At 69.3% G+C, this 13231-nt stretch carries 14 protein-coding genes; 11 read left to right on the top strand and 3 right to left on the bottom strand.

The features are described 5' to 3' along the window. Positions 1 to 166 precede the first annotated feature (166 nt). Positions 167 to 1237: an acyltransferase family protein gene (locus ORV05_RS09080; protein WP_268758001.1), complete on the top strand. Its 1071-nt coding sequence runs from the start codon at positions 167 to 169 to the stop codon at positions 1235 to 1237. A gap of 42 nt (positions 1238 to 1279) precedes the next feature. Here ORV05_RS09080 and ORV05_RS09075 read toward each other — a convergent pair whose 3' ends face one another. Continuing rightward, on the bottom strand, positions 1280 to 2140 hold the full coding sequence (locus tag ORV05_RS09075; RefSeq protein WP_268758000.1) for an SDR family oxidoreductase: 861 nt from the start codon (positions 2138 to 2140) through the stop codon (positions 1280 to 1282). 184 nt (positions 2141 to 2324) lie between these two features. Between ORV05_RS09075 and ORV05_RS09070 the strand changes: the two genes are divergently transcribed. From ORV05_RS09070 to ORV05_RS09045, 6 genes are all read left to right on the top strand, one after another. Further along, entirely contained in the window at positions 2325 to 3209 is an 885-nt protein-coding gene (locus ORV05_RS09070) for a helix-turn-helix domain-containing protein (RefSeq protein ID WP_268757999.1), read from the top strand. A gap of 129 nt (positions 3210 to 3338) precedes the next feature. Beyond that, entirely contained in the window at positions 3339 to 3689 is a 351-nt protein-coding gene (locus ORV05_RS09065) for a hypothetical protein (protein ID WP_268757998.1), read from the top strand. A gap of 37 nt (positions 3690 to 3726) precedes the next feature. Further along, the gene (locus ORV05_RS09060; RefSeq protein WP_268757997.1) at positions 3727 to 4410 is read left to right on the top strand and encodes a hypothetical protein; all 684 of its coding nucleotides are present in this window, start codon (positions 3727 to 3729) and stop codon (positions 4408 to 4410) included. A gap of 125 nt (positions 4411 to 4535) precedes the next feature. Further along, the gene (locus ORV05_RS09055) at positions 4536 to 5120 is read left to right on the top strand and encodes a dihydrofolate reductase family protein (protein WP_268757996.1); all 585 of its coding nucleotides are present in this window, start codon (positions 4536 to 4538) and stop codon (positions 5118 to 5120) included. Between the two features lie 11 nt (positions 5121 to 5131). Further along, the gene (locus ORV05_RS09050; RefSeq protein ID WP_268757995.1) at positions 5132 to 5476 is read left to right on the top strand and encodes a YciI family protein; all 345 of its coding nucleotides are present in this window, start codon (positions 5132 to 5134) and stop codon (positions 5474 to 5476) included. A 4-nt stretch (positions 5477 to 5480) separates the two neighbouring features. Next, positions 5481 to 6686 (top strand): RNA polymerase sigma factor, encoded by a 1206-nt coding sequence (locus tag ORV05_RS09045; RefSeq protein WP_268757994.1) that lies wholly within the window; start codon positions 5481 to 5483, stop codon positions 6684 to 6686. Between the two features lie 13 nt (positions 6687 to 6699). Here ORV05_RS09045 and ORV05_RS09040 read toward each other — a convergent pair whose 3' ends face one another. Beyond that, entirely contained in the window at positions 6700 to 8388 is a 1689-nt protein-coding gene (locus ORV05_RS09040) for a serine hydrolase domain-containing protein (RefSeq protein WP_268757993.1), read from the bottom strand. A gap of 446 nt (positions 8389 to 8834) precedes the next feature. Here ORV05_RS09040 and ORV05_RS09035 point away from each other — a divergent pair, with 446 nt between their 5' ends. The 3 genes from ORV05_RS09035 to ORV05_RS09025 all read left to right on the top strand — a co-directional run bounded on the left by ORV05_RS09035 (position 8835) and on the right by ORV05_RS09025 (position 10918). Next, positions 8835 to 9014, top strand: coding sequence for a hypothetical protein (locus ORV05_RS09035; RefSeq protein ID WP_268757992.1), 180 nt, complete (start codon positions 8835 to 8837; stop codon positions 9012 to 9014). Between the two features lie 188 nt (positions 9015 to 9202). Further along, positions 9203 to 9970 carry an alpha/beta hydrolase family protein gene (locus tag ORV05_RS09030; protein ID WP_268757991.1) on the top strand — a complete coding sequence of 256 codons (768 nt, stop codon included), beginning with the start codon at positions 9203 to 9205 and terminating at the stop codon, positions 9968 to 9970. Between the two features lie 120 nt (positions 9971 to 10090). Further along, positions 10091 to 10918: a hypothetical protein gene (locus tag ORV05_RS09025; protein WP_268757990.1), complete on the top strand. Its 828-nt coding sequence runs from the start codon at positions 10091 to 10093 to the stop codon at positions 10916 to 10918. Between the two features lie 64 nt (positions 10919 to 10982). Here the strand turns inward: ORV05_RS09025 and ORV05_RS09020 are convergent, their stop codons facing one another. Then, a complete protein-coding gene (locus ORV05_RS09020) occupies positions 10983 to 12359 on the bottom strand; it encodes a serine/threonine-protein kinase (RefSeq protein WP_268757989.1) in 1377 nt (458 codons plus the stop codon). Positions 12360 to 12518: 159 nt separating this feature from the next. Here ORV05_RS09020 and ORV05_RS09015 point away from each other — a divergent pair, with 159 nt between their 5' ends. Then, a complete protein-coding gene (locus tag ORV05_RS09015; protein WP_268757988.1) occupies positions 12519 to 13196 on the top strand; it encodes a hypothetical protein in 678 nt (225 codons plus the stop codon). Positions 13197 to 13231 lie beyond the last annotated feature (35 nt).

Below are 13231 nucleotides of genomic sequence, written 5' to 3'. Positions count from 1 at the left end.
TCGGGTGCCACGGCCCCGTTACACAGTAACGCCCGCGACGAGTGGGGCGATCACCCCAAGCATGACGCTCTCAGGGGGGCGAGCGAGGTCCGGTAAAACGGTTGCCGTTCCCGAACTGTCCCCACCGCCGGCCGCGAAACCCCGTCCCACCGGACATTCCCTTGCCTTGGACGGGCTGCGTGGACTCGCGGTGCTGGCCGTGGTCGCCTTCCACACCGGGGTGCTGCCGTTCGGCTGGCTCGGGGTGCCGGTCTTCTTCGTGCTCAGCGGGCACTTCATCACCCGGATCCTGCTCGAACGCCGTACCGGCGACCGGGCGGCCGATCTGGGGAACTTCCTGCGCAACCGGGCTTTGCGGCTGGCGCCGCTGTACCTGCTCGCGTGCGGGGCGCTGACGGGGCTGGCGCTTTCCGGGCGCGGACCGCAACACCTCGCGGCCGACCTGCCGTTCCTGTGGACCTGGACCTACGACCTCCGCCCGCTGACGCAGGGCTACGTGGACAACAACCTGTACGACCACCTGTGGTCGCTGGGCGTCGAGGTGCAGTTGTACCTGTTGTGGGCCGCGCTGGCCCTGCTGCTGACACGGCGATGGTTCGTGCGGACGGTCGTCGCGCTCGCGGTCGGCGGGCCGGTGATCCGGGTGCTGGCGGGCCTGGTGCTGGCCGCGGACGGGTTCGGGCACGACCAGCTGGTGCTCGCCACCTACGAACTGCCCACCACGTACCTCGACGCGTTCGCCATCGGGGCGCTGACCGCGCTGCCGGAGGTACGGGCACGGCTCGGACGGCCCGTGCGGCTGCTGTGGGCGACCGGCGGGCTCACGGCGGTCGTCTGCGTGGCGGAGCTGATCGGGGTCCTGCGGCGCCAGGGGCCGATCACCGCCAATCTGCACTTCCCGATCGCGTTCCCCCGGCAGCTGGCCTGGGTGTGGGGATACTCGCTGATCGCCGCGCTCACCGGAGCCGTCGTGCTGTGGGCGCTCGACGGATCGCGGTCGCTGTCGTGGCGGCCGCTGACCTGGGTCGGGCTGGTCTCCTACGGCGTCTACGTCGGGCACCGGCCGGTGCTGGAGCTGGGCAAGCGGCTGCTGCCCGGCGAGCCGGGCATGATGCTGTTGCTGGGGCTGGCCGTGGCGGTGGTCCTGGCCAGCGTGGCACTCGCCGCGATGAGCTACCGCTGGCTCGAGCGGCCCTTCATCACCCGCAAACGCCACGCGCTCACACCCGCAGGCTAGACGCCCCGGACGGGGCCGGGGCGAGCCGTGAAGGGTCTGCGGTCAGGCGGTGGGGAAGTCGGTGGCGCTCGCGGTCCGCGCGATGGCGTCGAGGTTCTCGCGCAGGGCGTCGACCTTGGCAGTGGCGTAGGAGTGTGCGTCCGAACCGAGCAACTGGCGCAGCGGACCCTCACCGCTGGCGACCCGGCGAATGATCGCCTCCGCGCCCTTGACCGGGTCACCCAGCTGGCTGCCCTGCAGCTTCAGGTGGTTGTCGGTCATCTCGCGGAGAGCCGGGTAGGCGTCAGTGGTGGCCGTGGGCAGTGCGAGCGAGTCGGTGGTGAGGAAGTCGGTGCGGAAGTAGCCCGGCTCGACGATGGTGACCTTGACATCGAAGTCGGCGACCTCCCCCGCCAGCGCCTCGCTGAGGCCCTCCAGCGCGAACTTGCCCGCGCAGTAGAGCGCCCAGCCCGGCATGGCGGTCAGCCCGAGGATCGACGACACGTTGACGATGTGACCGCTCTTCTGCTCACGCAGGATCGGCAGCGCGGCACGCAACACGTTCCACACGCCGATGACCTGGACGTCGAGCATGTCGCGGATCTCGCGGACGCCGGTCTCCTCGACGGCGGCCAGGAAACCGTAACCGGCATTGTTGACGACCACGTCGAGGCCGCCGAATCGCTCGGTGGTCCGCCGGACGGCCTGCCGCACCTCCTCCTCGTCCCGCAGGTCGACCCTGAGCGGCAGCAGCCGGGACGTGTCGATGCGGTCGCCGAGGGCCGCCAGCAGCCGCTCGGTGGAGCGTGTCGTCGCGGCGACGTGGTCACCGCGACGAAGCAACTGCGTGACCAGCTCCAGCCCCAATCCGCGGGAAGCACCGGTCACGAACCAGGTCGCAGGTCGATCCGTGGGGAAATTCATGATGGTCCTTTACTCACGATTCCAGTGATGCGCCGCCGGGCCGTTTCCGTGGTGGCGTGCTTTCAGCTTGGCCGGCCAAAACTCGTGGTGGGGGCGTATCTCGCGCCCTGTGCGACCGCCGACTCCGCGACCTAGGACGCACAGGTCCACCCTGGACCGGAAAAGGTTCGGGATAATCGATCCCGTGACAACCAAGGCCAACCGTGAACTCGCTGATTTCCTTCGGCGGGCGCGCAGTCAGATCGACCCGGCACGAGCAGGGCTGCCACCCGATGGACGGGTGCGCCGCGTGCCCGGCCTGCGCCGTGAGGAAGTCGCACGGCTGGCCGGAGTGTCCACCGACTACTACGCCCGCCTCGAACAAGGCCGTCGCATCACCCCCTCCGCCGCCGTGGTCGAGGCGATCGGCCGCGCGCTCGGACTCGACGCCGCGGGACGTGCCCATCTCGAAGACCTCATCGGACTGACCTCGGCACCTGTCCCCCGGCGAGCCCGCGACGTCCAGCGGGTGCGTCCCGGGCTCTACCAGCTCCTCGACGCCCTTGACGGCGAGCCCGCCCTCATCCTCGGGCGCCGCACCGACGTTCTGGCCGCCAACCGGATGGCCAAAGTACTGTTCACCGACTTCGACCGGCTTCCGGCGGCGCAACGCAACTACGCCCGCTGGATGTTCCTCGGCGAAGACGCCCGATCGCTGTTCGCCGACTGGCACGATCAGGCCCGCGCCGCGGTCGAGAGCCTCCGGTTCGAGGTCGGCCGCGACCCGGGCGACCAGGCCACTGCCGCCCTCGTCGCCGAACTGCGCCACAACAGCCGCGAGTTCGACCACTGGTGGGAGCAGCACCGGGTCCACCAGCGCACCCACGGTTCGAAACGGCTGCGCCACCCCCTGGTCGGCGATCTCACCGTCGAATACGAAACCCTCACCCTGCCCGGCGACCCCGACACCACCCTCTACGTCTACACCACCGAAGCCGGATCACCGTCACGTCGAGCCCTCGAACTCCTCGCCGGCTGGACGGCCACCAGCCCGCACGTGCAACCCCGATCCCACGAGCCCGGCATGTGACGGCATCCCCCGATCGGCGCGGCGCCGCGGCACCGGCAAGCGTGTCATCAAAAACTCATCCGCCGTGAATAACGTCTGCGAGGACAGCCTCCGGTGGCGCCACGCCACCACGAGTGGATGGGGAAATTCATGGACCTCTTGCACATGGTGCTCAGGCCGATCATCGTCGGCGCGCTGGTCGCTTTCGTGAGCTGGCTCAGCATCACGGTCCGGAAACGGAAGGTCGCCCGGGCGGAGGCGGCGGCGCCGGCGCCGGTCGAAGACCGCTCGCAGACGTTGCTGCGTCAGGCACAACGGTTCGACTCCGAGCGGGACTCGCTGGAGGCCCGGGGACAGCGGCCGGAGGCACTCGCCCAGGCCCGGGCGGCGGCCGACAGCTGGCGCCAGCTCGCGCACCTGCGACCGGGGCGCTTCCAGACCGAACTCCAGGCCGCGCTGACGCGACTCGACGACCTGCAGAAGACCGCAGGGCACGCCTGAGAAAGCGAGACGGACCGACCAAGAAGGCGAGACCAAGATGCCTGCCGCTCTGTGGACCGGCCGACACGCCGACGAGGAGGAGGTGAGCGCCGACATCGCCCGGACCCTCGGGAACGAGCTCGGCCTCGCCTCCGCACCCGCGGCCATGACCCTTTCGGCCGCCAGCACCGGCGTTCCGGCCGGGAGCCTGCTGCCGCCGCGCGAGCGGTTCAGCGGCATGCCGGCGCCGACGCACTGCTTCGTCTACATCGACGCCCAAACGCCGCGGCCCTTCGAACTCCGCGCCGCGATCATGAACGGGCGCACGGCGATCCGTCGCGCCCTCGGGCTGGGCACCTTGCTCTATGCGGTGCCCTTGAGTCTGCCGGCCCCGGTCCGGGTCGCCTTGGGTACGCCCAGCGGCTCCGGTCCCACTCCCTTCGAAGGGGACTCCGTGGTCGCGGACCGCCTGAACGCGGACGCGGAACTGGTGAAAAGCGCCAACGCGCTGGCCGCCACCACGGCCGGGCAACGGAAGCAAAGCATCAGCACCCCAGGCGTCACCTACGACCGAACCTGGGCAGTGGAGCGGCTGCTGGCGATCGAGCCGCTTCCCCAGGGCCCGGTCCTGCTCGTGCGCACCCTGCACCGCGCCACCACCCTCGGCTGGACGCTCCGCTCCGCCGCCGTACTGGACCTCGCCACCCGTGTCGAAACGGCACTCCGGACGGTGCGTGCGTAGGACCCCGGTCCTTGAGCCGCCCGCGATGTCTTCGGCTCGGCGGCGGTGTCGATTCCGCGGGTCGTCGTTCGTGTAGGGGTGACGGGCTCGCGGCGGGCGGCCCGCGAAACCCCAGGGAGCACTCGATGGGTTCGATCACGGTGACGATGAGCGTCACGCTCGATGGTGTGGTGCAGGGTCCGGGACGGGTGGATGAGGACACCCGCGGTGGTTTCCCGCACGGCGGCTGGGGGCAGGGTTATTGGGACGAGGTGATGGCCCGGGAGATGGGAGCGGGTATGAGTGCGCCGGGCGCCATGCTGCTCGGCCGCCGCACCTGGCAGGACTTCCTCACCAGCTGGGGACGGGCGACCGCGGACAACCCGTTCAGCGCACACCTGAACGCGGCCACCAAGTACGTCGTCTCGCGGGCTCTGAAAGACGTGGACGCCTGGCAGAACTCGGTGCTGCTGCGCGGCGACGCGGTCGCGACGGTGGGCGAGCTGAAGGCCCGGTCGGACGGGGATCTGTCCGTCATCGGCAGCGCGTCGCTGGTCCGCGCCCTGCACGCCGCCGGTCTCGTCGACCGGTACACACTGCTGATCCACCCGCTGACCCTGGGCAGCGGTTCGCTGCTGTTCGAAGGCCCCGCCCCGTGGACCCGGTTCGAGCTCGCCCGTAGCGTGACGACCACCATGGGCGTCATCATCGCCCGCTACACCCGCCGGTGAAGGAGCGGACCGTGCCGAAGTACCTGCTTTCCATCTACCAGCCCGACGGCGGCAGGCCCGACGCCGAAACCCTGGCTCGCATCGCGGCCGACCTGCACCGGCTCAACGAGGAACTGCGTGAGAGCGGCTCGTGGGTGTTCACCGGCGCGCTGCATCCCCCGGACACCGCGACGGTCGTCCGGCCCGAGGGCATGATCACCGATGGCCCCTACCTCGAGGGCAAGGAGCACATCGGCGGCCTCTACGTCGTCGATGCGCCGGACCTGGACGCGGCGCTCGCCTGGGGGCGCAAGGCCGCGGCAGCGACGACGCTGCCGATCGAGCTGCGCCCGTTTCAGGACATAGCGCCGTACTGACGGGATGACGCCGGAGGGGATCGCGGCGGTTTTTCGCGCCGAGTACGGCAGGGCCGTCGCCGTCCTTGTCCGCCTGCTGGGCGACATCGGTCTGGCCGAGGAGGCGGTCGCCGACGCGTTCACGACCGCACTGCAACGCTGGCCGGACGAAGGCGCGCCACCCAGCCCCGCAGGCTGGATCATCACCACCGCCCGCAACCGCGCCATCGATCAGCTGCGCCGCGAGTCGGCCCGCGCGCACAAGCACGCCGAGGCGGCGGTCCTGCACGCCCCGGCCGAGCCCGTCCAGGAGGGCGCCGTGCCCGACGACCGGCTGCGGCTGCTGTTCACCTGCTGCCACCCGGCGCTCGCCCGTCCCACGCAGGTGGCGCTCACGCTGCGCCTGCTCGGCGGGCTGACCACACCCGAAATCGCCCGCGCCTTCCTCGTCCCCGAGGCCACCATGGCGCAGCGGATCGTCCGGGCGAAGGCGAAGATCCGCCACGCCCGTATCCCCTACCGGCTCCCGCACCAGGCCGACCTGCCCGAACGTCTCGACGCGGTGCTCGCGGTGCTCTACCTGATCTTCAACGAGGGCCACACCGCGACCGCAGGGGCCGAACTGGTGCGCGCCGACCTGTGTGCCGAGTCCGTTCGACTCGCGCGGGTGCTCGTCGAGCTGATGCCCGACGAGCCGGAGGCAACGGGACTACTCGCCCTGATGCTGCTCACCGAAGCACGGCGGGCTGCGCGGACCGACGCCAACGGTGCGTTCGTCCGGCTCGCCGACCAGGACCGCTCGCGATGGGACACCTGCCTCGTCGCGGAAGGCCGCGCCCTCGTGCGCGCCTGCCTGCGCCGCAACCACCCGGGCCGCTACCAGCTCCTCGCCGCTATCAATGCCGTGCACACCGACCCGGTCACCGACTGGCACCAGGTCCTCGCGCTCTACGACCAGTTGACACAACTCGACCCGAGCCCGGTCGTCGCACTCAACCGGGCGGTGGCGGTGGCCGAGGTCGACGGCCCTGGCGCGGCACTGCGCCTCGTGGACGGGCTCCATCTCGACCGCTACCACCTGTTCCACGCCATCCGCGGTGACCTGCTCGCCCGGCTCGGACGCGCGGCCGAGGCCAGGCAGTCCTTCGAGGCCGCCGCGGGGCTCACCAAGAACCAGCGGGAACGCGACTACCTGCGCACGCGGTCTCGCTCACTCACCTCTTCCGACTGAGCGCCTGAAAGCGCTACAGAGCGGCGCATTGTCCAACGTGTGCTCCCCGGACGGTGTTGGGTTGGCCGTTGTTGCTTGGCGGCGGCGTGTTGCCCGCACAGACCAGGCTGCCGTTGATCGAGTTGGCCTGGATAGCGGTTTCACTTGGCGCCGAGGTCGTTTTCTGGATCGTGGTGTTGCCAGTGACGCGGAGCGAACCGTCGATCCTGGCCCCGTTGATGCCGATCCAGCCGGTGTTTCCGCTGAGCACGACCGGGCCCTGCAGAACGGAGGGCGGGCATGCGGACACGGGCCCGTCGACGGTGATCGGTCCGTTCATGCCCGACACGGTGGTGGCGCCGGCGACAGTGGTGTCGCACAACTCCATACCCCTGCCGCCGCTGGCGCGGATCGGACCCGCAATCGTGGCTCCCGCGGCGAGCAGCCCGTTCTGGCCGGTGATGACGATGGGGCCGCCGACCTGCGCACCGGGCGCCAGCACCGTGGGGCGGGTGACGGTGAGCCGGCCGCTATGGGTTCCGGTGAGCGTTGTGTCCGGGCAGAACTCGATGTTGTTCGTCACTTCGGCGAACGGCGCGTCCAGCAGCCATCCGCCGTTGAGGTTGCTGGCCAGCACGTGGCTGCCGCCACGGGTGCCGTAGAGGTTGCTGATCGAGCCGGGGACCTCGCCGATGTGCCCATACACCTCGACACCACACGACAAGGTCGTGATGGCGATGCCCAACCCGTAGCGGTATCTCCCGACTCCGGTCTTGATATCCAGCAGCGGAGTGGGTGTGAGCATCGTGTTCAGAAGTCCGGATTGCAGCAGAGTTCCGCCGAGCAGTGCCGCCTCGAAGCGGTCCAGGTCGCCGACAGTCGAAATCATGCCCGCGGCCGACCCCGCCCAGGACGGATTGAATTCGGTGACGTCGGTCTTACCTTGCGGAGTCATGGAGTAGCCGTGCATGAACGGAGGAGGAAGAACGTCCGACACCTCCGGCACGAACGTGTCGCGCAGTCCCAGCGGTTGCAGGATCCGGTCCCTGATCTCGGCGGCATAGGCGCGGCGGGTCACCCTTTCGATGATCATGCCCAGCAGAATGTAGTTCGTATTGGAGTAGGCATACGACGTCCCGGGCGGAAAATACGGCGGGTGCGCGAGCGCGTAGCCGACCAGTTCGATCGGCTTGTAGGTCCGGTGCGGATGATCCAAGACCTGCTTCATGAATTTTTCATCGGTGTAGTTGTACAGGCCGCTGGTGTGGTTGAGCAGCATCTCCACGGTGATCCGGGAGCCCTGGTTTCCGTTCCCGTTCACGACCTTGGGCAGCCATTGCTCGACCGTGTCACTCAACTGCAGACGACGCTCCCCCACCAACTGCAACACGACGGTCGCGACGAACATCTTGGTGATACTGCCGATCCGGAAATGCATGTCCGGGTCGGTGCGGCGGCCGGTCGCCACGTCCGCGACCCCGGCCGACAGGGCGGTCGACCGCCCGTCCTCCAAGACTCCCGCCAGTGCGCCGGGAGAACCCAGTGACGTGACGGCCCAACCCAACGCGGCCTGCAACGCTGCGTGGCGCGAACCGCCTTGGGCAGGCGATCGCCCAGAAGGCTGGGCGGCCGTGGCGGGCCCGCTCACGCCGAACGCCGGCAGCACCGCCGAGATGAGCACGGCCATCAGGCGAAACAAGATCGCCAAACGGGCAGGACGCATGGGTACTCCTCCATCACACGACCGGCAGGGCGGCACGACCGGGACAGGCCCACACCCTTGAGATCCGCGCGGCGGTGAGATGGTGGTATGGACCGTTGCAGCACCGATACTCGCCAGAAACCCGACTAGCCGCAGCCCGACACCCCTTTGAGCCCACCAAGGTATGAAGCAGGCACTCCGACCGGGGCTTTCCAACCTACCCGGCCGGGTGGAGCCGCTGTATTGGCGCTCCGTCCTATGCGCGTCCGCGTGGCGCACCGCTCGGCGGGTCAAAGCGATCGTTCGGACACTGGCGCTCCCCACCGCGACGGCCCCGGTCAGCCCGTACCGCGGATGCGCCGCTGATCGGTTGGCAGCAGCAGGACTTCGAGCGCGTCGGCGCAGGCGCAGGCGAGGAACCAGGGCAGCCTGGCGTCGGTCAGCGCGTCCACTGTGGACCGCCGGGGATGAGCCTGTTCCGCCCCGGCCCCGGCACCGCGATCGTCGGGAGCACCGAACAGGCGCTCGAACGCCTCGCGGAGTTCCGGGATCTGGGCGTGGGCACGTTCATCCTCTCCGGAAACCCGCTACTGGAAGAGTCCTGTCGCATCGGCGAGGCGATCCTTCCCGCCCTGCGCGGGGCCTGATCACAGGTCCCGGGATTGAAGGATGATCATCGGACTGGTACCTTTCAGCCGACCGTGAAAACGCCCGAGGAGGTGGGACCCATGAAGGCTGTATCGAGGTGGGTGCTCCTCCTTCCCCTCACGGCGGGCGATTGACGTAGGTGTCGCCGGGAGCGCCTCGATGAAGGACACTCCCGAAAGGCAACACCATGTATTCTCTTCAGTTCACCGCCGAGTCGTCGTCGGACGGCATGCTCGAACGCGACTTCACCGTGGGCGACATCCCTGGCGTGCTGTGGTCGCCGGACTCCCCCGCGGCCGGCCGGGCGCCCCTGGTCCTGATGGCCCACGGCGGCGGCAACCACAAGAAGCATCCGGCGATGTCCGGCCGCGCGCGGCTCCTCGTGACCGGGTGCGGCTTCCACGTCGCCGTCGTCGACGCGCCCGGTCACGGCGACCGGCCCCGCACGGCGCACGACGAGGCGGAAATCGCCGAGCTGTTCCGGGCGAGGGCGGCGGGCGAGCCGGAAGGCCCGATCGTCGTGCGCTACAACGACCACCTGGCGAACCTCGCCGTGCCCGAGTACCGGGCGACTCTGGACGCTCTCCAGGGACTTCCGGCGATCGGCACCGACGGGCCGGTCGGGTTCTGGGGCATCAACATGGGCACCGCGGTCGGCGTGCCGTTCGTGGCGACCGAGCCGAGGATCACCGCCGCCGTCTTCGGCCAGCACTGGCCCGACGTCCTGGCCGAAAAGGCGAAGCAGATCACCATACCGATCGAGTTCGACCTCCAGTGGGACGACGAGCACATCTCACGTGAGGAGGGTCTCGCGCTGTTCGACGCCTTCGCCTCGAAGGAGAAGTCGTTGCACGTGAACTCGGGCAAGCACAAGGAACTGCCCAGGTTCGAGGCCGACAGCGCGGCCCGGTTCTTCGCCCGGCACCTCGGCCGGGCGACCATCACGACAGCCTGACGTGCGTGGTTGCGGCGTCCAGCGCATCCGCCGGGCGCCGCAGCCGTTGGCCCTTCGCGGCAGCGAGCCGCACCGACTCACCTCAAGCACGTGGAGCACACCAAAGTCAACGAGGGCAACGTGCCGCTGCGGGTGCTACGGTTCGCCGGGCTGGAGCCGTGGCGTACCCGGGGAGAAAGCGGATCGATGGCGGATCGAGAGCACGTTTTTGCGACGGAGCGGCGCGCTCTGCTCGCCGAGGGGAACCGGTTGAAAGCCCACTACGCGGAGGTGGGTTTCACCGCCGGGGGAAAAGCCGCCATCTACCGGGTATTCGATCTGCACGATCGGTACGAGGAACTGCTGCCCGAGTCGGTGGTGGCGCGCTGCCCGTTCACCGGATCCGCGGTGCCGTGGCCGATCGACTCCGTCGATCTGGACGGCTGGTATTGGGATTACGACAATCCGGCCCGCCGGCTCCGGGGGCGGGTCCTGCCGACCTGGCTGGCCATGGGCGGTGCGGTCCGGCTCGCCGAACCGGTGGCATCGGCGCCCTTCTTCTGCATGCCGGGTCCCGATGCCCCCTATGTCGTTCCGCGCCTCCTGGCACACCCGCAAGTGCGAGCAGTCGTCGCGCAACTGCCGATCGGCCCGCACACCGGCTGGGCCGTCACCTATTTCGGCACGCGGCGCCATCTCGGGGTGGATCTGGAAAACCTTTGGGGCACAAGGCGATACGAGGTGTACTACGACAACGGATGCTGGAAGGGATGGGCCGGACGTCAGCAGCACACCGGTGACTACGATTTCGATCTCGGGCCGTGGCTCGATTCGGGAAAACTGTTGTGGATCGCGCCGGACGATTCCGGAGCCACGCTGCGGGAGGGCTTGCCAGGGTGCCCCTACGTCGACCTCGGCGGAACCAGGAAACTGCAGATGATCCACGACGGGAAAATCACCAGGTATTAGGTGTCACCGTCGGAGTGCCGGCCTGGCCCGTCGTTGCGGGCCAGGCCGGCACGGCCCACCGGGTTCAGGAGAGCAGAAGGCCCTTCAACTGGCTCTGCCGGGTGCACCATTGAGCAGTGGACGGTACCAGCGCAAGAATGAGGACGGCGATCGCCAGGACCGCCGAGAGGGGCCCGACCACGAGGTAGGCGAAAGCGCCTTCCATACGCCAAATATGGTAACCGTTGAACATCTGGAGGATGGTGACGACGGTGATGAGCACCTGCGCGATCACCAGCCCACCGCCGACCGACAGGAGCACTCGCCCCGCCGACCTGCCCGCCAGCAGCAATGCAGCACCGATTCCGAGCAGCACCGCCTCCGCCAGGCAGGGCATGAGGTGCAGAACCAGCAGCAGCGGGTAGTTGGCGTGCCCGGTGAGCAGGATGGCGAAATCCGGGTAAACGCCAAACAGCGCCAGACAGGCACAGCACAGGCCGAGGACACCCGCGGATACCGCCGTGCCGCTGCTCGGCTGCCAGGGACGAGGACCGAACGGCCCCACCCCCATGCCGGGCACGAAACCCTGCGGCGCGAGGTTGTGCTGGACCGCGGTCATCGCGACGGTCTGCCCGGTGGCAGGCTCCGGCAGGTCGAGCAGGGTCAGCGCCTGGCCGGTCGTCATGCGCTTCTCGGGATCCTTCGCGAGCAGCCCCATGATCAGCAGCGCGAGCCGGCCCGCGCGCTGCGGGGGTGCGGCTTCGCCGAACAGCACCGCACTCAGCGATTCCGCGGTGGTCTCGCGACGGAACGGCGACACCCCCTCCACGACCTGGTACAGCGTGACGCCCAGCGAGAAGAGGTCGCTCGCGGGCAGGCCGTCCTGCCCCTGTGCCCGCTCGGGAGCGAGATACTCGACGGAGCCGATCACGCTGTCGGTGGCGGTCAGTGCGGTGTCGGCGTGGTGCTTGGCGATCCCGAAGTCGGTGAGCAGGAAACGCCCGTCTTCGGCCAGCAGCACGTTGGCCGGCTTGATGTCCCGGTGCACCATCCCGGCCTCGTGGACGGCAGCCAGCGCCTGCAGCAGGCTCCGGGCCAGAACGGCCGCCTGCTCGGCGGGCAACGGCCCGTGCGCCTCGACGTATTCCGCCAGCGACTGCCCCCGCACCAGTTGCATGACCATCCAGGGAATCCCGTCCTCGACCACGACGTCGTGGACGGCCACGATGCCCGGGTGGTCGCGGAGCCGGGCGGCGTTGCCCGCTTCCCGCACGGCCCGGGCCAGACGCCCGGCCTGTTCCTCCTCCGACATGGACGGCGGCAGCGACACCTCCTTGATCGCCACCTCGACCCCGAGGGTCTCGTCTCGCGCCAGCCACACCCGGCCGAACCCACCCGACCCCAACCGTTCGATGAGGCGGTAACGCCCACCGATCACCCGCTCAACCTGTTCCTGGGACACGGCCGAACAGTATCGCAGCGAAATGAGATTCCGATGACACGGCAGTTCTGAACCGGATCACCCCGCCACGCCGATGTCAGGGGTGGAGCGGAAGCTGGTCACCGCGCTCGGCAGGCGGCTGGAATAGTGGCCGGCTGTGGCCGAGGACTCCCCAGGGGCGTGGGCGCGGTGGCTGGTCTGGTGGACCGTCGAACTGCTGCCCGCCGACCTGCGTGCGACCGCGCTGGCTACCCGCACCGTGGCCCGGTCGTCGGCCTGGTCGCCGAACTGCGCCGATGCACCACCCCGGTCCAGGCCGAAGCCGTGCTCGCCACGCAGACCACCCTCCCCTGGACCGGACTGGTCGAGGCGCACCACACCGAGCCGCTGCCGGAGGCCGTTCAGTGTGCGCTGGCGGGCCATGCCGACTTCCCGGCCACGCTGGTCGGCGCGCTGTCCGAGGAACCGCTTTCGACCTTCGCACCGCGGAACCGGGCAACCGCGCTGGCCGTGCTGGCCGTGCTGGCCGCGCTGGCCGTGCTGGCCGTGCTGGCCGTGCTGGCCGTGCTGGCCCACCGGCCCGCAGGCCAACTGATCTCCCGGATCCGCGCCATGAGAAGCCTGACCGACGCCGAGCTGACCGCCACGGTCCGCCCTGCCCGCGATCTGATCAACTACGTGCGCATCACTACTTTCCCCGAACGAAACCCGGCCGATCCCTGGCTCGACCACTACATCGCACCGGTGTGCGAAACCGCCCGATCGGCCCCGTCCGGTTTCTGGACGGCGTTGCTGGACCTGATACCCACCCATGACGGCACCGTTCCGGAACTGCTGGCCCGGGCACGCCATCCTTGACACACAACCGAAGAACGTGCCAGGTACGCCACGCC

The organism is Amycolatopsis cynarae, from assembly GCF_026802195.1.
In the GTDB taxonomy this organism is placed as follows: domain Bacteria; phylum Actinomycetota; class Actinomycetes; order Mycobacteriales; family Pseudonocardiaceae; genus Amycolatopsis_E; species Amycolatopsis_E rhizosphaerae.
This window is presented reverse-complemented; position numbering and strand designations above follow the sequence as displayed.